22 protein-coding genes are annotated in these 22,916 nt (G+C 63.8%); 7 read left to right on the forward strand and 15 right to left on the reverse strand.

Annotation, left to right across the window (positions count from 1 at the left end; genetic code table 11):
* Nucleotides 1–1,340: sigma 54-interacting transcriptional regulator (locus QZY07_RS02850; protein WP_363183633.1), on the forward strand; the 1,340-nt coding region annotated here is incomplete at its 5' end.
* A 148-nt stretch (nucleotides 1,341–1,488) separates the two neighbouring features.
* Here QZY07_RS02850 and leuA read toward each other — a convergent pair.
* Complete coding sequence (leuA, locus tag QZY07_RS02855) at nucleotides 1,489–3,159, reverse strand: 2-isopropylmalate synthase (protein WP_295399590.1); 1,671 nt, start codon at nucleotides 3,157–3,159, stop codon at nucleotides 1,489–1,491.
* 134 nt (nucleotides 3,160–3,293) lie between these two features.
* Between leuA and QZY07_RS02860 the strand changes: the two genes are divergently transcribed.
* Both QZY07_RS02860 and QZY07_RS02865 read left to right on the forward strand, forming a co-directional pair.
* A complete protein-coding gene (locus QZY07_RS02860; protein ID WP_295399591.1) occupies nucleotides 3,294–3,779 on the forward strand; it encodes an Lrp/AsnC family transcriptional regulator in 486 nt (161 codons plus the stop codon).
* A gap of 101 nt (nucleotides 3,780–3,880) precedes the next feature.
* A complete protein-coding gene (locus QZY07_RS02865) occupies nucleotides 3,881–4,270 on the forward strand; it encodes a hypothetical protein (RefSeq protein WP_295399592.1) in 390 nt (129 codons plus the stop codon).
* A 13-nt stretch (nucleotides 4,271–4,283) separates the two neighbouring features.
* On the opposite strand, the gene QZY07_RS02870 is transcribed toward QZY07_RS02865, so the two are convergent.
* From QZY07_RS02870 to QZY07_RS02880, 3 genes are read right to left on the reverse strand one after another with little or no spacing between them, the layout of a single operon-like run.
* Nucleotides 4,284–5,507 carry a vWA domain-containing protein gene (locus QZY07_RS02870; RefSeq protein WP_295399593.1) on the reverse strand — a complete coding sequence of 408 codons (1,224 nt, stop codon included), beginning with the start codon at nucleotides 5,505–5,507 and terminating at the stop codon, nucleotides 4,284–4,286.
* A gap of 16 nt (nucleotides 5,508–5,523) precedes the next feature.
* Nucleotides 5,524–6,078, reverse strand: coding sequence for a hypothetical protein (locus QZY07_RS02875; RefSeq protein WP_295399594.1), 555 nt, complete (start codon nucleotides 6,076–6,078; stop codon nucleotides 5,524–5,526).
* On the reverse strand, nucleotides 6,075–6,620 hold the full coding sequence (locus QZY07_RS02880; protein WP_295399595.1) for a PspA/IM30 family protein: 546 nt from the start codon (nucleotides 6,618–6,620) through the stop codon (nucleotides 6,075–6,077). The genes QZY07_RS02875 and QZY07_RS02880 overlap by 4 nt, the downstream gene beginning before the upstream one ends.
* A gap of 318 nt (nucleotides 6,621–6,938) precedes the next feature.
* Here QZY07_RS02880 and QZY07_RS02885 point away from each other — a divergent pair, with 318 nt between their 5' ends.
* The 4 genes from QZY07_RS02885 to QZY07_RS02900 all read left to right on the forward strand — a co-directional run bounded on the left by QZY07_RS02885 (nucleotide 6,939) and on the right by QZY07_RS02900 (nucleotide 10,469).
* Nucleotides 6,939–7,643 (forward strand): response regulator transcription factor, encoded by a 705-nt coding sequence (locus QZY07_RS02885; RefSeq protein WP_295399596.1) that lies wholly within the window; start codon nucleotides 6,939–6,941, stop codon nucleotides 7,641–7,643.
* On the forward strand, nucleotides 7,640–9,724 hold the full coding sequence (locus QZY07_RS02890) for a HAMP domain-containing sensor histidine kinase (protein WP_295399597.1): 2,085 nt from the start codon (nucleotides 7,640–7,642) through the stop codon (nucleotides 9,722–9,724). Before QZY07_RS02885 ends, QZY07_RS02890 begins: the two co-directional genes overlap by 4 nt.
* A gap of 309 nt (nucleotides 9,725–10,033) precedes the next feature.
* Complete coding sequence (locus QZY07_RS02895; RefSeq protein WP_295399598.1) at nucleotides 10,034–10,255, forward strand: type II toxin-antitoxin system HicB family antitoxin; 222 nt, start codon at nucleotides 10,034–10,036, stop codon at nucleotides 10,253–10,255.
* Between the two features lie 55 nt (nucleotides 10,256–10,310).
* Nucleotides 10,311–10,469, forward strand: a complete 159-nt coding sequence (locus QZY07_RS02900; RefSeq protein WP_295399622.1) for a type II toxin-antitoxin system HicA family toxin — start codon at nucleotides 10,311–10,313, stop codon at nucleotides 10,467–10,469.
* Between the two features lie 319 nt (nucleotides 10,470–10,788).
* Here QZY07_RS02900 and QZY07_RS02905 read toward each other — a convergent pair whose 3' ends face one another.
* The 11 genes from QZY07_RS02905 to QZY07_RS02955 form a co-directional block, all read right to left on the reverse strand.
* Nucleotides 10,789–11,079, reverse strand: a complete 291-nt coding sequence (locus QZY07_RS02905; protein WP_295399599.1) for a peptidoglycan-binding protein — start codon at nucleotides 11,077–11,079, stop codon at nucleotides 10,789–10,791.
* Between the two features lie 17 nt (nucleotides 11,080–11,096).
* Nucleotides 11,097–13,895, reverse strand: coding sequence for a type VI secretion system ATPase TssH (gene tssH / locus QZY07_RS02910; protein ID WP_295399600.1), 2,799 nt, complete (start codon nucleotides 13,893–13,895; stop codon nucleotides 11,097–11,099).
* A gap of 48 nt (nucleotides 13,896–13,943) precedes the next feature.
* Nucleotides 13,944–14,987: a type VI secretion system baseplate subunit TssG gene (tssG, locus tag QZY07_RS02915; protein ID WP_295399601.1), complete on the reverse strand. Its 1,044-nt coding sequence runs from the start codon at nucleotides 14,985–14,987 to the stop codon at nucleotides 13,944–13,946.
* Between the two features lie 39 nt (nucleotides 14,988–15,026).
* On the reverse strand, nucleotides 15,027–16,901 hold the full coding sequence (gene tssF / locus QZY07_RS02920; RefSeq protein WP_295399602.1) for a type VI secretion system baseplate subunit TssF: 1,875 nt from the start codon (nucleotides 16,899–16,901) through the stop codon (nucleotides 15,027–15,029).
* A gap of 1 nt (nucleotide 16,902) precedes the next feature.
* The gene (gene tssE / locus QZY07_RS02925; RefSeq protein ID WP_295399603.1) at nucleotides 16,903–17,415 is read right to left on the reverse strand and encodes a type VI secretion system baseplate subunit TssE; all 513 of its coding nucleotides are present in this window, start codon (nucleotides 17,413–17,415) and stop codon (nucleotides 16,903–16,905) included.
* Nucleotides 17,408–18,265: a type VI secretion system accessory protein TagJ gene (locus QZY07_RS02930; protein WP_295399604.1), complete on the reverse strand. Its 858-nt coding sequence runs from the start codon at nucleotides 18,263–18,265 to the stop codon at nucleotides 17,408–17,410. The genes tssE and QZY07_RS02930 overlap by 8 nt, the downstream gene beginning before the upstream one ends.
* 91 nt (nucleotides 18,266–18,356) lie before the next feature.
* Nucleotides 18,357–18,857, reverse strand: coding sequence for a type VI secretion system tube protein Hcp (locus QZY07_RS02935; RefSeq protein ID WP_201093787.1), 501 nt, complete (start codon nucleotides 18,855–18,857; stop codon nucleotides 18,357–18,359).
* Between the two features lie 380 nt (nucleotides 18,858–19,237).
* A complete protein-coding gene (tssC, locus tag QZY07_RS02940; RefSeq protein WP_295399605.1) occupies nucleotides 19,238–20,737 on the reverse strand; it encodes a type VI secretion system contractile sheath large subunit in 1,500 nt (499 codons plus the stop codon).
* Between the two features lie 3 nt (nucleotides 20,738–20,740).
* Nucleotides 20,741–21,271 carry a type VI secretion system contractile sheath small subunit gene (gene tssB, locus QZY07_RS02945; RefSeq protein WP_295399606.1) on the reverse strand — a complete coding sequence of 177 codons (531 nt, stop codon included), beginning with the start codon at nucleotides 21,269–21,271 and terminating at the stop codon, nucleotides 20,741–20,743.
* A 33-nt stretch (nucleotides 21,272–21,304) separates the two neighbouring features.
* The gene (gene tssA, locus QZY07_RS02950) at nucleotides 21,305–22,366 is read right to left on the reverse strand and encodes a type VI secretion system protein TssA (RefSeq protein WP_295399607.1); all 1,062 of its coding nucleotides are present in this window, start codon (nucleotides 22,364–22,366) and stop codon (nucleotides 21,305–21,307) included.
* On the reverse strand, nucleotides 22,357–22,674 hold the full coding sequence (locus tag QZY07_RS02955; RefSeq protein ID WP_295399608.1) for a hypothetical protein: 318 nt from the start codon (nucleotides 22,672–22,674) through the stop codon (nucleotides 22,357–22,359). The genes tssA and QZY07_RS02955 overlap by 10 nt, the downstream gene beginning before the upstream one ends.
* Nucleotides 22,675–22,916 lie beyond the last annotated feature (242 nt).

The raw sequence follows: 22,916 nt of genomic DNA on the forward strand, positions 1-22,916 counted from the left end.
ACCCGATGCCTCATCCGGATCCCGCCGCCACCCAGGTCATGCCCGTCGCCGCACGGGCCGAACACAAGATCACGCTGGATCGCATCGAGCTGGATCTGATCGCCGGCCCGGACGCGGGTCGCGAATTCAGACTGACCCTGCCGAGCATCAAGATCGGCACCGCCGCGGATAACGATGTGGTGCTGACCGATCGCACGGTCTCGCGTCATCATGCCGAAATCCGGACCACCCGGGACGGGATTCTGCTGTGCGACCTGGGGTCGACGAACGGCACCTTTCTCAATGATCTGCGGGTGATGGAGGCATTCCTCGAACCCGATGCCGTGTTCTCGCTCGGCGCCTCCGGAGTCCGTGTCAGACCGGGGGCCGAAGAGCATCCCTATGAGATCAGCCGGGACGATCGTCTGGGCGGGCTGGTCGGCGCCAGCGAGCCGATGCGCGAACTCTATGGACTGATCGAGGTGGTGGCGCCGACGCCGACGACCGTGCTCATTCGCGGAGAGTCCGGTTCCGGAAAAGAAATGGTCGCGAACACCCTGCATGAGTTGTCTCGCCGGCAAGGCCCGCTGGTGGTCTTCGACGCCTCGGCGACAGACCCGGAGATGGTGCGCAACGACCTGTTCGGGCATATCAAAGGGGCCTTCACCGGGGCTTCGGGCGCGCGGGAAGGCGCCTTTCGCCGTGCGCACGGCGGCACTCTCCTGATCGACGAGATCGGGGAACTGCCGCTGGAGCTGCAACCCCGGCTGCTGCGCGTGCTGGAGAGTCGGGAGGTGCTTCCCGTGGGATCCGATCAACCGATCAAGGTCGACGTGCGCGTGCTTGCCGCGACGCACCGTGACCTCGAAGCGATGGTCGAGGAAGGCAGTTTCCGAGCCGATCTCTATTATCGGCTGTCGGTCATCAGTATCCGGGTTCCGCCGCTGCGGGACATCAAGGAGGATCTTCCGTTGCTGGTGAGGAATTTCGCGGACAAGCTCGGTTTGACCTGTCGTTTGACTCCCGAAGCCGATCAGGCGCTCATGGATTATCATTGGCCCGGCAATGCGCGCGAGCTGCGCAATGTGCTGGAACGCGCGGCGATCCTCTGCCGCGGCCGCGAGATCCGCCCCGAGCATCTGCGGCTGACGGATGGCGGGGGGCCTCAGGCGTCCGAGCCTTCTACACCACCGAGCGTTAGCGGACCGACCGCCTCCTCGCCGGCCGAACTCAAGACGCTGGAGCGGCGGATGATCGAGGAAGCGATGGCGCGCAATCACCACAACAAGACCGCCGTCGCACGCGAATTAGGCATCCCGCTCTCCACGCTCAAACGCCGGATCGCGGACTTCCGCCTCTAATCGGAGCGGAAATTTGCCGTTAAAAATCAAATTTTTATGGCTCGGCAACCCCCTTTTAGGAAACGGCGCATTGATCAGCTCAACAATTCCATTAGCGAATACCTAATTGTGTCGTTGCCGTTGTCGTTTGACTTGATTTTTCTAGTCCCTAAGCCGCCTCCGCGTAGTCCACCATCGCCCGCCGATTCAGGGCCGACAGCACCGCCCGCAGCGAGGCCGCCACGGTATCCCGATCGATCGCCGCCCCGGCGACCCGCTGGCCATCCAGATCGAGTTGCACATAGGCCGCGGCCTCGGCGTCCGTGCCCGCGCCGATGGCATGCTCCCGATAGTCCAGCACGCCGATCCGCCAACCGCTCCAGCGTGTCCAGGCATCGACGAAGGCCGCGATGGCGCCCTCCCCTTCCCCGCGCAGACTCCGTTCGCCATCCGGACCGCCGATGCGAACCTCGATGACATCGTGTCCGTTGCGCTCGATCCGATAACCCAACAGACGATGAGGAGCCTGATCGACGATGAAATGGGCGCGAAACAACGCCAGGATGTCGGCCGCGCTCATTTCGCCGCCGCGCGCTTCGCTCGCGCGCTGGACCAGTCGCGCCAACTCGACCTGAAGCCAGCGGGGCAGAATCAGGCCGTCATCGCGCTCCAGGACAAAGGCCACCCCGCCCTTCCCTGACTGGCTGTTGACGCGAATCACCGCCTGATAGTCGCGCCCCAGATCCTTGGGATCGATCGGCAGATAGGCCACCTGCCAGGGCTGGTCCGCGCGCTGAACGGATAGACATTTGCGGATAGCGTCCTGATGGCTGCCCGAAAAAGCGGTATAGACCAGCTCGCCCACCCAGGGATGACGGGGATGCACCGCCAGCCCCGTGCATGCGGTACAGACGCGGACGATTTCGTCCGGATCGCCAAGATTCAGATCCGGATCGATCCCCTGACTGTACAGATTCATGGCCAGCGTCAAAAGATCGGCGTTGCCGGTGCGCTCGCCATTGCCCAGCAAGGTGCCCTCGACGCGATCCGCGCCCGCCAGCAGCGCCAGTTCCGCCGCCGCGACCGCGCCGCCCCGGTCATTGTGCGTATGCACCGACAGGATGACGCACTCGCGCCGGCGGAGATGGGTGGCGAAATACTCCACCTGATCGGCGAAGACATTCGGACTCGCCACCTCCACGGTCGCCGGCAGATTGACGATGCTGGGCCGCTCCGGGGTTGGCCGCCAGACCTCCAGCACCGCCGCGCAGACCTCCACGGCATAGTCCGGCTCGGTCGCGGTGAAGCTCTCCGGCGAGTATTGGAAGGTCCAGCGCGTCTCCGGATAGCGCAACGACTCGCGTCGCACCCACTCCGCCCCCTGGCGCGCGAGCGCTTTCACGCCCTCGCGATCCTGCCCGAACACCCGTTCGCGCTGCACCGGCGAGGTGGAGTTATAGACATGGACGATGGCCCGCCGCGCGCCACGCAGGGACTCGAAGGTGCGCCGGATCAGCTCCTCGCGCGCCTGCACCAGCACCTGGACGGTGACGTCCTCGGGAATCCGGTCCTGCTCGATCAGGCCGCGCACGAACTCGAAATCCGGCTGGCTCGCGGCCGGAAATCCGACCTCGATCTCCTTGAAGCCAAGTTTGATCAACAAGTCCCAGAGACGGCCCTTCTGTTTGACGTTCATCGGCTCGCGCAGCGCCTGATTGCCGTCGCGCAGGTCCACGCTGGCCCAGATGGGCGCCTGCTGGACGGTTCGATTCGGCCACTGCCGGTGCGGCAGAGTCATCGCCGGGCCGGGACGGTAGCGACGGTGGTCAAAACTGTTCATCCTCTTCTCCCCAATCTTGCGGATGTCTCTTCAATGGACGCAGGATAGGGAAAACGACGGGGCAGAGGATTGCGAAACTCACCGGCTTCAGGATGTAATGCGCAAGCATCTGCCAATTTTGGACGCGAGCGAACATGAAACTCGACCGCTACGATCAGCGCATCCTCGCCGAACTTCAGGCGGACGGACGCATCAGCAACCAGGATCTCGCCGAGCGCATCGGTCTGTCGCCCTCGCCCTGTCTGCGCCGGGTGCGCGCCCTGGAGGAGGCCGGGATCATCCTCGGTTATCGCGCCTGGCTCGATGCTCGCAAGCTCGGGCTGGATCTCCTGGTCATCCTGAGCATCTCCATGGACCGCCACACTCCGGAGCGGTTCGCGCGCTTCGATGCCGCCATCCAGGCGATTCCCGAGGTGCTGGAATGCCTGCTGATCACCGGTCGCGACGCGGACTATCAACTCAAGGTCGTCGCGCGGGACATGGATGCCTATCAGGATTTACTGCTCAACAGGATCACCCGCATCGAGGGCGTGGCGGGCGTGCATTCCAGTTTCGTGCTGCGGCGGGTACTGGAACGGACGAGCCTGCCGTTAAGTTCAATGAGCGCGACAAGGCCATAGCGAACCGACCCGCAAGACGCTGACCGGCGAATCGATGGCAGGAAAATTGCTGTATTCCAGGTAAACCCGTCATTCGCCAACCGAAGATCAGGAGCGATACGATGTACACCGAACAACTTCAGACACAAATCCAGGGCCAGAATCCGCAAGAACGGGTGCGCGCCAAACGACTGCGCGGCGCCCTCACCCAGTTGTCGCTACGCGCCGAAAACGTCTTGTACGCCCACACCCGCGGCATCAGCCAACACAACCGCTCGGACGGATTTCGCCCCGGCTACCTGCATCGCGCCAGCGGTCAGACCGCGCTTTCGCGGTTCGGCGACGGCAGTCCCGCGCCCATTCATGTCCTCGACGGCCTGCCCTCCTCCTGGGTCATCCGCCGGGACGCCGATGGCCGGGCGATCGAGGCCAGCCCCGAGATCGTCTCCGGTTTCATTCGCGACGGCCTCTTCTATACCCGCGAGGAAGCCATCCGGGCGGCGGCGCATTGACCGGAAGCGGCAATCAATAGGCCGGCGCGGACTTGTCATAGCTGAGCCCAACTCCTGCGGCCTGCTGCCGGACGGCATTGAAGATTTTGTGATCCAGCGAATCCTCCGCGCCGCCCTCGGCCTCCAGCGTTTTCTTCAGATAGTCCGCGCGCTGGGCCGACAGATCCTGAATCCGGTGACGCAGCTCCTCACGTTTGGCGGCGGACTTGGAAACCCTGTCCCGCTGCGTCTCAAGATCCAGCCCCGTCAGTGATTCGGGCAATTCGTCCGCTGGCAGTGTCGCCAGATCGACTCGTCCGCTCGCCACCTCCTCGACCAGCTCCTTTTCGCCCAGCAGACTTGCGGCACCGCTCTTGGAGGTGACGAAACCGGCACGGCGCGCGAGTGCCGCAGGTGAGGCGGCGGCTTGACTCTCCTTCGCCGCGTCGAGTTTTTCGCGCTTTTCGGCGCGCTCGACGGGCTTGCCGTAATACAGGCGTGTGTCATTGAGGTCGGCCGCCAGCGTCGCCAGCGTGTCATCGTAGGGCGTCGCGATGGCCACCGCGCTACCGGCCTGATCCACCTGGAAGTAACCGCCATCGCCGAGCTGGGCGATTTCCTTCCATTCGGTGGCCGTGTCGGACAGGTTGCCGCACTGAATGGCATTGACCCGGATGCCGCGCTCCTTCGCCTTGGCCAGGGTTTGCGGATAGGGCACGTCGTTCGGATAATCCAGGTGGGCCGGGGCGTCGCCCACCAGAAAGATCACCCGATAGGTCCGCGCATCCTGACTCCAGGCAATCCGGTTCAGCGCCTCGTCCAGCGCCTGATTCACGCTCTCGGGTCCATCGCCTCCACCCTGGGCCTGAAACTGCATCAACTCGGCCTGCACGGCGTCCAGGTCACGGGAGAGATCCACCACCTTTGTCACATAGTCGTCTCCCCGATCGCGATAGGCGACCAGTCCCATCCGAATCTCGGGCGCGGGCTGGGCGGCGGCCATGGTGGAGGCGATCGACCAGATCTTGTCCTTGGCGGCCTGGATCAGCCCCCCCATGCTCCCGGTGGTGTCCAGCACGAAGACGGCCTCGATCACCGGATGCTGACCGGCGTCGGGCAGCCCGATCTGGCCTTGCTCGGGCGATCTTGCTGGCGCCGCCGTTGCCGCCGAATTCGGGGCCGGATAATAGACCACCGCGGCGGTCGTGAGCCCGAACAGACTCAGCGCGATCAGTTTGGTTTTCAAATGGGTTCTCATGGAAATCTCCTTGGATTTAGTCAGACAGCGACAGACGCCGCAGCGCTCGCCTGGCGGCGCGCTCGGCAGCGTCGAAGGGATCGGTTTCCGGTTCGCGGCCACCGCGAGCGGGATCGGCGGGAATCGCGGTGAACAGCGCCTGGACCAGCAGCAAGGTCCAGACCGCCAGGAAGAGACTGCCGGTTCGCTGCGCGACCCAGATCGCGGCCAACAGCCCGACGCACGCAAGCGCCAGATCCAGCACGGCCGCCAGGGGCGTGGCGTGGAAGTAAAACGCGCGTACCGCCCACAGCAGGCCGACCTGAGTCAGAATCTGGAACCAGACGCCGGGCAGGAGCGACCAGACGAGGGCCGTGATCAGCATCCAGACGGCCACCGTCACCAGCCGCCCGGCACGCTCACGGCTGCGTCCCAACAGATAGAGCAGATAACCGCAGCCGAGCCCGATGACGATCAGGCTCAGGGCCACGCCGCGCGGGAGAATCAGGATCAATCCGGTGTGGAAAAGCGTCGCGAGCAGCGCGGCGGCCAGCGCAATCAGCACGCCTTCTCCAAAGCTGGGCCGACTCATGACGTCATCCCCCGTTGCCGCTTGGCCTGCAACAGGGCGACCTCGACATCCGTCTCCCGCACGCCGGGCTCGGCATGGGACCAGGATTCGCTCGCGCCTCCCAGATCCGTTTCTTCCTCCTCCTTATAAAGCGCCGCCTGGGCGCGCAAGTCGGCAAGCCTGTCGGTCTGCTCGGCGAGGCGGTTGGCGCGCCGCTCGCGCTCGGAATCCAACGCGAACCGGCGGCGATGGAGCGCGGCGGATTGGCGCTCGGTCTCCAGCCGGCGCCGGATGACGGGTCGGGCGAGATCGTCCTGACCGGCCTCAAGACAGTCATCGACGGCCTCGCCGGTCTGCGTCAGAATGCGTTGCAGCGCTGACTCTTGGGCGACCAGCCGCTCGCCTTCGCGTTCCAGCCGCGCCACTGTCCGTCGCTCCTGATCCAACGCCTGCTCCATCTCGCGCACCGCCTGGGCGAGCACCAGATCCGGCGCCTCCAGACGGTCCAGCAGGGCGTGCAGATCGGCGCGAAACAGCCGCGTCAAGCGAGTCATGAATGCCATCGTCTTCCCTCCGGGTTGTTTACGGGGCCTGCGACTGAAGTCTAGGGAGACTGCGCCTCAGACCGACCAGTCATGACTATCGAGCAGTCGTTGTCGTATTCGGATCGTCGACAACGACAAACTTGACTCATCTGCAAGCATTTGGCGTCCACCAGCAATTTAGTGAGACCCCAGGCGGGTGCATAGACAGGTTTGCGTAAAAAGACGGCCGGATGTTTTACATAAGATTTACGAGATGCACTGGCGAGCGATGTCACCCGCGTTTAGAGTGATCGGCGTTGTTTTGAATCACCTTGGCGAGCGAGGCCAGTCATCGCCATGCCCCATCGATCGCGACTTTTGATCGTGGAAGACGAAGAGCCGATCCGGGTCGGCTTGACGGATCTCTTCGTCTACCACGGCTATGACGTGGAAACGGCCGAGGATGGCCCGAGCGGACTGACCAAGGCGCTCTCCGGCACCTTCGATCTGATCCTCCTCGATCTCATGCTCCCCGGCCTGGACGGCTGCGCCATCTGCGACCGGGTGCGCGCGGTCGATCGCGGCCAGCCGATCATCATGCTCACGGCCCGCACCGCCGATGCCGACATCATCCAGGGGCTGCGGCTGGGGGCGGATGACTATATCGCCAAGCCCTTCTCGGTCACCGAGCTGGTGCTGCGGGTGCGGGCGGTGCTGCGTCGCAGTGGCGGACCGGACGCGGATGTCGCGCGGCTTCGACTCGGCGACCTGGAGTTGGATAGCCGCAGCCTGACCGGGCGACGCGGCACCGAGGAAATCCCCTTTACCCGCCGTGAGGTGGCGATCCTCGACTATCTGGCCACCCATGGCGAGCGGCCGGTGTCGCGCGAGGAGCTGCTGAACAAGGTCTGGGGTTACGCACGGGATTGCGGTCTGGAGACCCGCACCGTCGACATCCATATCGCCAAGTTGCGCCGCAAGATCGAGGCCGATCCCGCCGCTCCGCGCCTGCTGGTCACGGTGCGCGGGGTTGGCTACCGACTCCTGGCCGGGGAGACATGAGCGGTTCGACGACCAGCCGTGCCCTGTTTCGGCTGCAATTTGGCATCGGCCTCTTCGTACTCGCCCTGTCGGTCCCCAGTCTGCTGCTGGTCCATAAAGCCTTTGACCAGATCAAGTGGGAAGCCTTTCGGCAGCAGCAGGTCGCCGCCGAGGAGTTTGCCAGCCGGATCGACGGTGCGCTCACTGCGCTGGTGCGCATCGAGGACGCCCGCGACATCGCGGAATATCGCTTTCTGATCGGCGCGGACGACCCGGTCAATCCCTATTCCCGGCGCTCTCCCCTGGCGGAACTTCCGGAGAACACGACCATTGCGGGTCTGCTGGGCTGGTTCCAGGTGACCGCCGACGGACGTTTCAGCACGCCACTGTTGCCGGAGCCGGGGATCTTGCCCGCCGAGTTCGGCATCGGTCCGGCCGAATTGGCTTTGCGTCAGACGCAGGCACGGCGGATCGAGGAGATTTTGATCGGGAATCGTCTCGTCGAACGGGGCGTCCGCGAGCGGGATCAGGACGCCAGCGCCGCCGCGGGCACGGACTTCGAGGACATGGATCGACGAGGGGAGTGGCAAGAAGAGACCCGCCGCGCGGCCCACGACGCGCCGGCCACCGACACCCAGTCGGCTGGCCTCGCGTCAGCCGGCGTAGCGGCGCGACACCAGCCCGAAACCTCCAATCGCTTGTCCCAGGCGGCGTTCGAGCGGCTCGCCTCCGACAAGGTCATACCGGATCCAGCGCTGGAGCAACGCAAGACCCTTGGCCGTGTCGAGGAACTGGATCTGGATACGGGACTGGCGGAGCGGGGTCAGCGCAAAGGCGAGGACGCACCCGCGCCCGCCGCTTCGCCCGCTCCCCGCGCCGACCGCAATGCTCGACTCCAAGCCAATGCGGCCCCGCCCTCGAAATCCGTGCGCTTGTTCGAAACCGCCATCGAGCCTGACGAACTAGGCCGACTGGGCAGCGGACATCTGCTGCTGTTCCGCAGCGTCTGGCGCGACGGCGAACGCCTCATCCAGGGCGCGCTGATCGAACAGACCGCCTTTCTGGACCGACTCGTCGGCGGTCCCTTCGCGGCCACCGCGCTGGCCCGCACCAGCGACCTGATCGTGGCCTATCGCGGCGAGGTGCTCGCGACCTTCCGGGCCATGGCCGAGCGCGACTATCGGATGAGCGAGCCACCCCTGAGCGGCGCGCTGCTCTACCGCACCCGTTTGCGCGAACCCTTTGGCGGACTGGAACTCCTCTTCAGCGTCAGCCGTCTGCCTAGCCCGCCCGGAGCGACGGTGATCGGCTGGATGGCCGCGGCCCTGGGGCTGGTGGTGCTGGCGGGGGCCGGACTGATGTATCGGCTGGGCGTGAGTCAGATCGCGCTGGTGCGCCAGCAGCAGGATTTCGTCGCGGCCGTCAGTCACGAACTCAAGACGCCGCTGACCTCGATCCGGATGTATGCCGAAATGCTGCGCGCCGGGTTCGCCACCGAGGAGCGCAAGGCGACCTATTACCGCTTCATCCAGGAGGAGAGCGAACGCCTCTCGCACCTGATCGCCAACGTGCTGCAACTCGCGCGCATCGGACGTGACGCGCTCGTGCTGGAGCCAAGGCCGGTGGCGATCCTGGAACTCATGACGATGGCGCGCGAACGCCTCGTCTCGCCGATCGCACGCGCCGGCTTTCAACTGGACATGCACTGCGACAGCGATGTCTGCGTCCAGGCCGATCCGGATGCCTTCGTGCAGATCCTCATCAATCTGGTGGACAATGCGCTCAAATTCGCCGCCAGTGCGCAACCCCGTCGAATCGTGATCGACTGCGCGGAAGTGGGAGCGACCTGGTTGCGGGTGAGCGTGCGCGATTTCGGCCCCGGTATCCCCCGGGGGCAAGGCAAGCGGATCTTCCAGCTCTTCTATCGTGGCCCCGAGGCAAGAACCCGCGCCATCGCCGGCACCGGGATCGGACTCGCCCTGGTCCAGCGGTTGACGCTCGCCATGGGCGGCCGGGTCGAGGTTGTCATCCGCGAACCCGGCGCCGAATTCCGAATCGAATTGCCGGTGATCGGCGCCGTCCTCCCAAGCGTGCATCCGTAGCATCGATCTTCCGCCAGGTTATCCGACCGCAAGCGATGGCCGCAACGCGCCGGGGAACAGCGGATCCGTAAGCGTTCAGACCCTCCCCTGACACTTCGGCCAGTTTGAAGACAACCTGAGAGCGATACGGCATGCTCACGGCGTAAGCGAAGCCAGCGCAAAAGCTCTGACAGGAACAGAGCCCCGACGCCCCGATGCATCTCGCGCGCGATGATCGAGCCTAACTCGACGACACGCACCTCCAGGAGTTGGAGGAGTTGCGCCCAGAGACTCAGCTCAACAGATGAAGCAAACAGAGGGCAGAGCAGCATGAACAGATCATTGACGGCCATCATCGAGCGCGAAGCGGATGCCTATGTCGCCCTCTGTCCCGAATTGGACATCGCCAGTCAGGGGGGCACTGTCGAGGAGGCGCGGGACAATCTGCGCGAGGCGCTGGAGCTGTTCTTCGAGACTGCCTCGGCGGACGAGATTCAGCGCCGTTTCCAGACGGAAGTCTACGTAACCCAACTGGAGGTCACCGTTGGGTAAGCTCCCGATCCTGTCCGGCCAGGCTGTGTGCAGGATCCTCGAGCGTCATGGCTTCGTGAAGGTTCGCCAGCGTGGGAGTCATATCGTCATGCAAAAACAGCTTGCCGATACCACGATCACCGTTCCGGTTCCGAAGCATGAAGCTGTCGCCAAAGGTACTCTCCAATCCATCATCCGCCAATCCGGCCTCGATCGAAGCGCCTTCGAGCACTGAAACGCCGATTGTTTGAAAGGTGGAACAGCCAAGGTAGGCGAGCTGGTCCTTGTCGCCGAAGATGCAGGCCGCCCGGTCACGGGCGCGCTGAACGATGTGCAACGGCAGGCCATCAAGTGTCGATACATGCACGTCCTGGCATGCAGGCCGCACAGTAGAAATTGAGCCTGGCATCTTTTTTTGGCTCCCATTACGCTCCAGCGTCGCGTGACCGAACGGGCTGCTGGAGCGCCTGGCCTGCATTCACACGCTGGACCGTGAGAACGAGCGGAAACGGACCAAGGTTGAATTGGCCGCGCGGCGCGATGTCGATCCGAGATCAATAACCGCCGCTCGCTGGAACGGGAGGCAAGGTCATCGCCGGTCGCTTCTTGATCGGTGGCGGACCGGCCTCGAGCGCCTCCCAGGTCTGGGTGCCGACGATACCATCCAGCTTGAGCCGACGCATCGATTGAAACTGCCTGACCGCGGCATCGGTCTTCGGGCCAAATATCCCATCGACCCACATGCAACCCTGCCCAGGCAAACGGGCGTTCAGTAGGTTTTGGCAATAGGTCACGTAAGGTCCGCACGCCCCGGATTTGATGGTCGGAAGCAGCTTGGTCGTCATAGCGGTCAGCTCCGTCGTCAGTTCGTTTTGTCGAGATCGAATGCGTACTCGAAATCACCGTCTCTCACCGTGAGATGCACGCCTTCGATCGGTTTTCCCTCCATCATCCGGGTCAGAAATTCCTCGCTGATGCGTGGCAGGACGGTATTCGTGAGAATCGCATCGATCATCCGCCCGCCACTCTCCAATTCCGTACAACGCGAGGCAATGAGTTTCACCACCTCGTCGTCATAGGAGAAGGGCACCTGATGGTTTTCCCGAACCCGCCGGGCAATTCGCCCCAACTGCAACCGGGTAATGGCGCCGATCATCTCGTCATTGAGCGGATAATAGGGAATCGTCACCAGCCGACCCAGGAGCGCCGGCGGAAACACCTTCAATAACGGCTCGCGCAGCGCCTTGGCGATGCCCTCCGGATCCGGCATCAGATCCGGATCGGCGCACAGTCGGGTGATCAATTCGGTCCCGGCATTGGTGGTGAGCAGGATGAGGGTATTCTTGAAGTCGATGACCCGCCCCTCGCCATCCTCCATCCAGCCCTTGTCGAAGACCTGGAAGAAGATCTCATGCACATCGGGGTGGGCCTTTTCGACCTCATCCAAGAGCACCACCGAATAGGGCCGGCGCCGCACCGCCTCGGTGAGCACGCCGCCCTCGCCATAGCCGACATAGCCGGGCGGCGCGCCCTTGAGGGTGGAGACGGTGTGCGCCTCCTGATACTCGCTCATGTTGATGGTGATGACGTTCTGCTCGCCGCCATAGAGCACCTCGGCGAGCGCGAGCGCGGTCTCGGTCTTGCCGACGCCGGAAGTGCCGGCGAGCAGGAAGACGCCGATGGGTTTGTTGGGGTTGTCGAGCTTGGCGCGCGAGGTCTGGATGCGCCGGGCGATCATGTCGAGCGCGTGACGCTGGCCGATGATGCGCTGCTCCAGGGTGTCGGCGAGCTTGAGGATGGACTCCAGTTCGTTCTTGACCATGCGCCCGACCGGGATGCCGGTCCAGCCCTCGACCACGGCGGCGACCGCCTGATGGTCGACGGTGGGCAGGATGAGCGGACGGTCGCCCTGCAGGGCGTGGAGTTGGGCTTGCAGTTCCTTGAGTTCGGCAAGCAGGGCGGAACGGTCGGCGGCGCTCGCGGGGCGGTCATCTTGCCCCTCAACGGGCGGAGCCTCCGCCACGGCGGGCATTGCCGTCAGTTCATTGGTCGATTCCGGTTCCTTGGCGGGCAAGGTACCGGCCCCATCCGGCTGGCCCTCGACGGTACCCGAGATCCCGCGCAACTGGGCGCGCAGACGGAGGATACGCCCGACCAAGGCCTTTTCCCGCTCCCAGCGCGCCTCGACCTCGGCCAGACGCGCTTGCTCTCCGGTCAGTTTTTCCGCCGCCGCCGACTCGCGCTCGGCGGTCTCGATGCCGACCGCGGTCTCGCGCCGGATGATGGTCAGCTCGTTCTCCAGCGCCTGGATGCGTTTGCGGCAGTCGTCGACCTCGGGCGGGACGGCGTGCTGGCTGATGGCGACACGGGCGCAGGCGGTGTCGAGCAGGCTGACCGATTTGTCGGGGAGCTGGCGCGCCGGGATGTAGCGGTGCGACAGCTTCACGGACGCCTCCAGCGCCTCGTCGAGAACCTGCACCTTGTGGTGCTGTTCCATGGTGGAGGCGACGCCACGCATCATGAGGATGGCCTTGTCCTCGCTCGGTTCGCCGATCTGCACAACCTGGAAGCGGCGGGTCAGCGCCGGATCTTTTTCGATGTGTTTCTTGTACTCGGCCCAGGTGGTGGCGGCGACCGTGCGCAGGGTACCGCGCGCGAGCGCCGGCTTGAGCAGGTTGGCGGCGTCGCCGGTGCCGGCCGCGCCGCCCGCGCCGACCAGGGTATGGGCCTCGTCGATGAAGAGGATGATGGGTTTCTGCGACGCCTGCACCTCTTCGATGACCGAACGCAGCCGCTGCTCGAATTCGCCCTTCATGCTGGCGCCGGCCTGGAGCAGCCCCACGTCGAGCGCGCGCAGGGTGACCTCCCTGAGCGGCGGGGGCACGTCGCCGGCCACGATCTTGAGCGCGAAACCCTCGACCACGGCGGTCTTGCCCACGCCGGCCTCGCCGGTCAGGAGCGGGTTGTTCTGACGCCGGCGCATGAGGATGTCGACGATTTGACGAATCTCGGCGTCGCGTCCGACGATGGGATCGAGCTTGCCGGTGCGCGCCTGTTCGGTGAGGTCCACCGTGAATCGGTTCAGCGCCTCCTGCTTGCCCATCGAGGCCGGGGCGATGGCGTCGCTCGCCTCGCCAGGCGCGGCGGCGCCAATCCGAGAACCATCCTGGGCGCCCATGGATTCCTCGGGCGAGCCGCCGACGATCTCGCCGAAACGCTCGCAGAGCGTCTCAACCTTGATTTTGTCGAATTCCTGCGAGATACCCGGCAGTGCGTTGCGCAACCCCGGAGTCTTGAGGATGCCGACGATCAGATGACCGGTGCGGACCTTGGATTCCTTAAACATCAGGGTGCCATAGACCCAGCCGCGCTCGACTGCCTCCTCGACATGGGCCGAGAGGTCGGAGATCGAGGTCGAGCCGGCGGGGAGACGATCGAGCGATTCGGTGATGTCGCGGGCCAGCCGAGCGGGTTCGAGGTTGAATTGTTTGACGATGCGGTGCAGGTCGGAGTCCGGCAGTTGCAGGATCTGATGAATCCAGTGCACCAGTTCCACATAGGGATTGCCGCGCAGCTTGCAGAAGACGGTGGCGCTTTCGATGGCTTTGTAACCGAGCCGGTTGAGTTTGCCGAAGAGGGCGACGCGACTGATGTCGGGCATGACGCGAGTTCTCCAAAAATTCAGTGGAATGATGGGTTGCGCTGCGCTCTACCCATCCGACGAAAGGCTAAAGCGCAGCGGCTGGAGCTTCAGGTCCGCCGGGTCTTGAACCGGAGGGCGGCTGGTCAGCCAGGTGGTCCAGCCAAGCTGTCCCTGAGCCCCGAGCTGAATCGGCGGCGTCTCTTCGCGGCGCAGGATGAGGTTGAGATCCCAGTCGAGTTCGTCGCCCAGATAGTTCCGCACGATGGCGACCAGCTTCGGCAGACTTTCGCCTCCGGGAAGCAGGCGGCGATAGTCACTCAATCCGAGCGGGCCGAGCAGGATGCGGAATTTGTACTGCCGATCCCAGACGCGCGCGCCGACCACGGTCGTCAGTCCCAGACTGCCCGTGTCCGGCGAGGCACCGAGCCGCCACTGGGATTCGCGGGGAAGATCGAGCCAGTGTCCGACAAACTCCTCGATCCGGGCGGAGACCCGAAAAAAATCGGCCAGGATCGCGGCCAGTCCCTCGGGGTGCCGCGTCTGAGCCACCAGGCGGCCGGCATAGTGGCGCTTGGCGAGGTCCGGCATGGCGTCGCGGGCGCGCAAGGCGGGCGTGCCCTGTCCGAACAGCGCGCCCAGATAGACGCCGAAGCGGTCGGTTTCGGGGCGGTCGAAGCTGACCGTGGGGCGCGCGTTGGCCCAGGCGCGGTAGAACAGCACCAGGATGCGATGATGGAAGATGTCCGCGAAGCGCGCGAAGGTCGGATCGCCGGCGTTGCGCTGACGGTCGCGAGCGTATTCGCTCAAGTGCAGTGGCAGCGGGCCATTCGGTCCGAAGAGTCCGAGAAAAAAGACCGACATCCGGGGCGGACGTCCAGGCGCTCCCGACGCGAAGCCGGCCAGCGTGGAGGGGGCGAAGCTGAGCGACGGATCCTGACCGAGCCGCAGCGGCTCCTCGGTTGGACGCGCGGTCTGACCGAGCCGTGGACGCTCGGGGTCGGCGCATTCCAGGAGACGCAGCGCCTGGAAGAAGCCGAACCGGTGAGGAGCCTCTTGCAGCGCAAGCAGCAATGCCGAACGGCGTTCATCGTGGAAAGCGGTCTTTGTCATGGGAAACCATCGCCTGCCCGGAAGCATGCCGGATGAGATTCAACTGGTGTGACGTCGTCCGATTCTCGCCGGCCAGCGCATGACCTCGCCGTGATCGGGGGTCGTGACGATCGTTTCGGTAAAGGAATTGATCGAGACATATTTCGCGAAAAACTGTTCCAGAACGGCCCCCAGCAGAAAGACGCCGCTGCCCTCGAAGGCCGCGGGATCGAGGGTCAGGGTGATCTGCAGCCCGCGGGCGAAGGTGACGCGGCCCGGTCCCGGCAGACGCCGGGTGATCGGCGTGGCGCGCACCGCGCGCACGCCCTCGACTTGCCGATGGGTGGCGGCGTCGTTCAGATCGCCATAGAGCGCCAGGAGTTCGCGCAGGGCGCTCGCGCCCTGCTCGGCATCCTGATTGCTCAGCGACAGATAGTTCAGCGAGAGGTGGCTGATCAGACGCCAGGCACTGTCGCCCTTCGGGAACGAGGGGCGGGGCTTGGTCGGACCGGCAATGCAGCGGATGGACTGTACCGGGGCGCTGATCTCCAGGCTGAAGTCGGTGTTGCCCTTGCCGAGCGGAAGCTGGAGCGGCAGGTCGCGATTGGTACAGAGTGCGCCGACCGCGAGTTGTCGCAGATGGTGGCGATAGGGGGCGTCGTCCGCGTCCACGAGGGCGAGAAAGACCTCGCTGCCGAGATAACTGGAGCGCGGACCGCGCAGTCGCTGCTGGGCGGATGGCAGGCGCGGCAGGCGATGGACCGTGTAGTAGGCGGGGCGCTCCCGTGCGCCGATCAGGTCGCGCGAGGCATAGAAAGGCAGAAATTCCTGCTCGGGATCGGCATGGGAACCGATGCCGATCACCTCCTGGATGCCGAAGATCTCGAAGTCCAGCGGCCGGGTGCGATCCGGGATCACATGATGCTCGTCGGTCTGGTCGCTCAGGTGGATCCGATCGGCGCGTTTGGGAAAGAGATTGATCGCGGGGCAGCAGTAGAGCGAAAAATAGGAGGCGTCGAAGGCATCCTCATCGAGAATGCCGCCCTGGTCGAGCAGGACGATGAGATCCAGTTCAGTGCCGGCGCAACGACGCACGGCGTCCCGCAATCCCGTGAATTCGACGAAGAGATACCGGTCGGGGAAGGCGAAATATTCCTGGAGCAGCCGGTAGCCCTGAAAGGATCGGGGCCCGTGCGGGAGCAGCGCCTCGGCGTCGTCGAAACCGACTGCCCGCAGATGGCTGGGGTCCAGCCGGATCTGCCAGGGTGTCGGTTGCGTGGCCGGCCTGACCACCACGGCAAGCGCGTGGCCCAGCAACTGTTCGTAAAGACGCATGCGCAGTGCGCCGCCGCCGCGCAGAAAGATCCGGAGACGGTCGAGGGGAAGTTGGTCGAAGGTCAGTCCGGGCGCGACCCGCAAGCGGAAACGCACGCCGGCCTTGATCCCCTTGACGCCCACCGCCCCGACGGCCAGGGCGGAGGCGACGGCCAACGGCCTGGCCTCGATCAGCTCGATCGGCCAGAGCGTGACATCCGCGGCGGTGCGGTACTCACAGGCCGTGCGTTCGCCCTTGCCGAGGATGCTGCGCAGGCTGCTGCCGCGCGGAATCGGGAAGCCGCTGGCGAGATCCCCCTTGGTCGGATCGGGCTGGAATTGCACCACCGCCATCGAGGGCACCGGGGCCAGATAGTGCGGATAGACCATCTCCAGCAGATGCTGGGTGAAGTTGGGAAACTCCGCGTCCAGCTTGAGCTGGACCCGCGCGGTGAGAAAGGCGAAGCCCTCCAGCAGGCGCTCGACATAGGGGTCGGCGCACTCGAAGCCTTCCAGGCCGAGACGCCCGGCGATCTTAGGATAGTCGCGGGCGAATTCGGCGCCCATCTCGCGGATGAACTGGAGTTCGCGGTTGTAGTAGCGGAGAAAATCGGGATCCATGTCAGGCCCCTGGGCCAGACTGCTCGGTGACCCTGACCTCGCCCAGTTCGAGATCGAGTTCGGTCTTGAGAAAGATCCGCAGGGGGACTGGCTGCGCCCAGAGGTCTCCCTCGATCTCGAAAGTGAGCGTATTGTGGCTCATGAGCCGCGGATCCACACGGGCGGAAACGCGGACCGTCTGGCGCAGGATGCGGGGCTCGAAGTCCCAGATCGCCTGCCGGATCGTGCGTTCGATCTGAGCGATCTCCACCCCGGAGGCGGTGAGTCCGGCGAGATCCGGGATTCCATAGTTCAGCACCGAACGGCTCACGAAGGGATAGGCGGCGAGATCCTGCACGCTGTCGAGCCGCCCGGCATTGAGCAGCCAGGCCAGATCGCGCAAGACGCTTTCGCGCAATTGACGCATCGAGAGGACGCGCTTCTCGCGCGACTCCTGTTGCCGGTCCGGTTCATCGTCGGTCAGGCGGTCAAGAAGGGCGGGTTGCAGCCGCTCTTTTTGGGTCAGTTCAGCCATGGGTGCGCGCTGTCTCGCCGCCCGCCGCCAGCTCCGCGGCCGCATCCGTCGCCGGATCTTCAGGCGTCTCCAGCTCGATCCGGCGCACGTCCATCAGCGCGTAGTCCTCCGTGTTCGTGGTCAGCATCCGCTGACCCAGGCCGAGATAGACGCCGGGCGCGGGCTCCAGCCATTCGGTCTTGCGCGCCAGTCGAATCGGCGGATCCGGGTGCGCTTCGGAACCCGGATAACGTGTCGGGATCAGCCCCACGGTTTCGCCGCCGTTGGTCCAGGTGAAAGAGGCCGGCATCCACACCAGATCGCGCAGATCCTCGGGCTTTTCCACCTGAATGGAGCGGATCCGCTGCAAGGGTATCCAGTAATAGCGCCCGTTGACGATGACTTCCAGAATCGGCCCCAAGCGGGAATCCGCGTCCATCAGCCACTGGAAGGGTTGACCATCGAGGCGACCGCCGGTCGCCGGCGCGGCGTCCAGGGCACGGCCGCGCAGTTCCGCCGCCTGGGCGTGTTCGCCGGCCGCCGTGACCGTCAGCGCCTGGAACATCAGCGCCAGCCAGGGTTCGGGATCGCCGAACACCAGCGGAGAGCGGTTGCCCGCGAACACCTTCGCCCGCAGTACCTCGCAGCGCAGCGCTTCGCGGTAGGTCTGGACCATGGGCAGGGTCGAGGCATCCAGTTCGCCCGCCACGCCGAGCTGATTCAACGCCCGTTCCCACGCGCCGGTCACCGCGAGTAACTGAAAGAGGAACACCCGCAGTCGGGGATTCGCCGGCTCCTGGCGAATCTGCCGCTGGAGATGGGTCATGGTCTCCTGGAGATCGCCGTCCCGCAGGTACTGTTCGGCATTCATCGGCGCGACTCTCCGGTGTGCTCAGGCGAGATGCACTGAAACAGCGATCGCCCGCCGATCTGAATGTCGACGGGCGAGCGGTGACGGTGGGTCAGCTCACGTCGCCCTTGTTCGATTCGACATCCCAGCTAAAGGTCTTTTTGGCTTTCTCCGCGCCCTTGTCATCCTGCTGCGCGTACGCGATCGAGCACTTGGCAAAGTTCAAGCTGACATTCTCGACCAGCCGATCCTCGCCGCCGCTCCCGCCCGTGCTGACTGACGTCACCATCAGCTTTTCCAGGGTGATGACCAGATATTGCAGGGCGTCCTCGCCGGCCTTGCCGCCGGCCTTGCGGACGGTCAGAACGGCTTTTTCGATGTGCTCCCCGGTCGCGCAGGACAACATGAGCACTGGAGTGGCGATATCGACGTATTTGGTGAATGACAGATCCTGGACGTTGACCTTGCCGGCGCCGCCACCGCCGCCGGTATGGAAGGTGCCGGCATTACTCTCGCCCCAGCTCCAGGCCAGAACGTCGATTTTGTCTTCGAACCCGGCAATTTTGCTTTCGCCAGGGATCCCGTCGATGTCAAGCAGCATATCAAAAGCCATGTCGTTCTCCTCGATAACTCGTCATGATTGGAAATCGTCGCGGTTTCGGCTCGGACCATGTCAGACATGATCTGACTCTTGTTAAGGCACTCCTTGTGCCAATAAGATCTAACCCGAAGATTTCATAAATTCACCACAAAGGCACAAAAAACACAAAGGAAACAATGCCTTGAGGATATTCCTACGGCTTGCCTCCTGGACGGACCAGTCTCGACCAAACATTCGCCAAACATCCTTGATGAAATCCTTTGTGGCCTTCGTGTCTTCGTGGTGAAAAATCCGGGCTAACTGCTTAAATCAATCTTTTCCGACATCGGTCAAGCTCAGTGTCGGGGATGTCGAACGGCTTGATCGTCGGCTGGAAGACCATTCTGAACCGCTCAGACTCCTTTCTCCGTCGGGAGTTTAGAGACCAGCCGAAGCGACACGGTCAACCCTTCCAATTGGTAATGCGGGCGCAGGAAAAACTGCGAGGCGTAATAGCCGGGGTTCCCCTCGACTTCCTGCACCCGTACCTCGGCGGCCGCCAGCGGCTTGCGGGCCTTGCTTTCCTCGGAGGAGCGGGCGGGGTCGCCATCGACGTATTGACGGATCCATTTGTTCAGCCAGCGTTCCATATCCTCCCGCTCCTTGAAGGAGCCGATCTTGTCGCGCACGATGCATTTCAGATAGTGGGCGAAGCGACAGGTCGCGAACAGATAGGGGAGCCGCGCGGCCAGGTTGGCGTTCGCCGTGGCGTCGGGGTCGTCGTACTCGAAGGGTTTTTGCAGCGATTGCGCGCCAATGAAGGCGGCGAAATCCGAGTTCTTTTTATGGATGAGCGGCATGAAGCCGTTTTTGGCGAGTTCCGCCTCGCGCCGGTCGCTGATCGCGATTTCGGTCGGGCACTTCATGTCGACGCCGCCATCGTCGGTCGGGAAGGTGTGGGTCGGCAACCCCTCCACCGCGCCGCCCGATTCAACGCCGCGAATACGCGAGCACCAACCATACATCTTGAAGGAGCGGTTGATGTTGGTCGCCATCGCATAAGCCGAGTTGGCCCAGGTGTACTTGTTGTGGTCGGCCCCTTCGGTGTCCTCCTCGAAATCGAAGTCGTCGACCGGATTGGTCTTGGCGCCATAGGGCAGACGCGCGAGAAAGCGCGGCATGGCCAGCCCGAGATAGCGGGCGTCGTCGGATTCGCGCAGCGAACGCCAGGCCGCGTATTCGGGAGTCTGAAAGATTTTGGTCAGATCGCGCGGGTTTGATAGTTCGCGCCAGGAGTCCATCTGCATGACCGACGGATCCACGCCCGCGATGAAGGGCGCGTGCATGGCGGCGCAGACCTTGGAGATCTCGCCCAGGAACTCGACATCGGGCGGGCTGTGATCGAAGTGATAGTCGCCGACCAGACAGCCAAAGGGCTCTCCGCCGAACTGTCCGTATTCCTCCTCGTACATCTTTTTGAACAGCGGGCTTTGATCCCAGGCCGTCCCTTTGTATTTCTTCAGTGTCTTGTGGACTTCCTTCTTGGAGATGTTCATCACCCGAATCTTGAGCATCTCGTCGGTTTCGGTATTGTTGACCAGGTAATGCAAACCTCGCCAGGCGCCTTCCAGTTTCTGGAACTCGGCGTGATGCAGGATGTGGTTGACCTGTTCGCTGAGCTTGCGGTCGAGTTCGGCAATGATGGATTCGATGGTGCGGACCACATCCGCGGACACGACGATCGAACTGGCGAGCGCCTGCTCGGCGAGTGTCTTGACCGCCTCGCTGACCGCCTCCTTGGCGCGATCGGATTTTGGGCGGAACTCCTTTTCGAGCAGCGCGCTGAAATCGCCGGCTTCGAGAGTGGTTTCCGTCGCCTGGGACGGTTGGGCCTGGGTGTCTGTTTCAGCCACGGTTTAATCCTCCGTCCGCGCCGCGGCGTCGGCCGCGGCGTCCCGCGGCTTGGGCGCCGAAGCCAATGCCTGCAGCAGCGCCGGATCCTGCAGCGCCTTGGCGATCAAATCCTCGGCGCCCGTCTTGCCATCCATGTAACTCAACAGATTGGAGAGTTGTTCACGCGCCTCCAGCAGTTTGCTCAGGGCGCCGACCTTGCGGGCGACCGCCGCGGGCGAGAAGTCGTCCATGCTGTCGAAGGTGATATCGACGCTCAGATTCCCCTCGCCGGTCAGCGTATTGGGCACCTGGAAGGCGACCCGCGGCTTCATCGCCTTAAGACGATCGTCGAAGTTATCGACATCGATCTCCAGAAACTTCCGGTCGGCGACCGCCGGCAAGGCTTCCGCCGGTTTGCCGGAAAGATCCGCCATGACACCCATCACAAAGGGAAGCTGGATCTTTTTTTCAGCCCCGTAGAGTTCCACGTCATACTCGATCTGGACCCTTGGCGCGCGATTTCGAGCGATGAATTTCTGACTGCTTTCTGCCACGGAATATCTCCTGGGTAGCTGTACGGAGAGAGCCTATGCGTCCGGATCGGAACCGCGCATCGCCCGCGCCTGCGCGAGACCGTCCGGAGCCAAGTCCTGCAAAATCTCCAGAAAATCCTTGGAGACGAGTCGTTTGGCGCGATTGAGGAGGAGCGGAACGGGGCTGGACGGCTCCTGACGCCGATAGTAGTCGCACAGAAGGTCGAGGGCGCGGATGACGTCCGCCCGGTGATTGATGGCGTTGAGCGTGGCCGGCGAGGTCGGCGGATCGGCCCCCGCCGTCCCCGCCATCTGCCCGGGCGCTGCTCCCGCAAGCATGTCTTCGGATGCCGCGGGCAGGCCGGTGCGCCGCGCGAGCGGGGCGGCGATCGCTTTCTGTGCCGACTGGATGAGTTGGGCGAGTTCGGTCATATCGGGTGCCGCGCCGACGCCGACCTGTTCCAGAAGCCGCGACTCGATGCGGGCAAGCCGTTCGCGCGACTGGCCGATGGCGTTCGCCGTGGCCTGCAAGGCATCCAGTTCGACCTCCTGAAAGGCCGCCTCGATCGCCATGGGCTCAGGAACCGGCGTTTTGCCGTCGTTCGGCGCGGGGATTTCCCTGGCCGCGATCTGCAGGTCGCGCAGACCGAAACGGCCCAGCACACGGGAGTCGACAAGTGGAGCCGCGCGCAATCCTTCGAGCATGACGACCGGATCGCAGAGCGAAAAAATGGTATTGACACGCAAGGTTGGGTCGTTTCCGTCTTCTGGATCCAGTTGCGGGTGAACGCTCTCCCAATAGCGGTCCAGCAGACCGTCGATCAGCGACAGGCCATCGCGAAACCCGCTCCAGCCCTCGGTACGGACGAGCGCCCGCGTCAAAATCGCGGCAACGCGGAGGTCTTTGGTCCGTCTCAGCAGCTCCAGCGCCTGACGCCCGACATCGAGCCAGTTCGGCGGTTCGGCCTCGACGACGGTGTTTCCGAACTGTTGTTCCGGTTTGCCCAAGGTCGCGCGTTCGAGCGCGCCATAGGCGGGGTCGTATTCCAGATCCTCGCCGCAGGGCGAGGCGGGCGAGAGCGCCTGGAGCAAGTCTTCGATATCGACTACAGCCATCCTTTCGTCTCCAACAGCAAGGTTTGGACTGGAAAGTGTTTATTGCCTGCTCGCAAAAGACAGAAAAGCGGCGTTTGCCCGGGATGCTTGCAACCCATGGCCATCGGCGATGGGATCCGCAGACCGATCGATACTCGAATGAATGTGTCTGGGTTGTATACCGCAATGCAGCGACGTGGTTCGGCCCATCGCCGGTCGATCGCGTCGCGGGAGCGTCCGCCGTATTTCCTCCCATGACGCTTGGAAAAATCGTCGATCTTGAGGAGGATGTCAACCGTTATCGGATTGATCGGCTGGGTGCGATGCATCGACCTTTGTGTCTCCCCTTCAGGCTTGGGTCACAATGAACCAGGCGGTTCGACGTGAACCGTTCAGTGCCGCCACGTATCCAGGGCGAGCGCGTACCCCTATAAATCAATAAGTTACAGTTCATATGTATTGTGAAGCTCGCATCTTAACTGTTTGATTTTATTGATTTCAGAAAAAATTATACGCGCTCACCCTGGCCACGTATCCTTCGATGCCGAGGCTTGTTTCATGATAATTTATC

Source organism: uncultured Thiocystis sp. (assembly GCF_903866365.1).
Taxonomy (GTDB): Bacteria; Pseudomonadota; Gammaproteobacteria; order Chromatiales; family Chromatiaceae; genus Chromatium.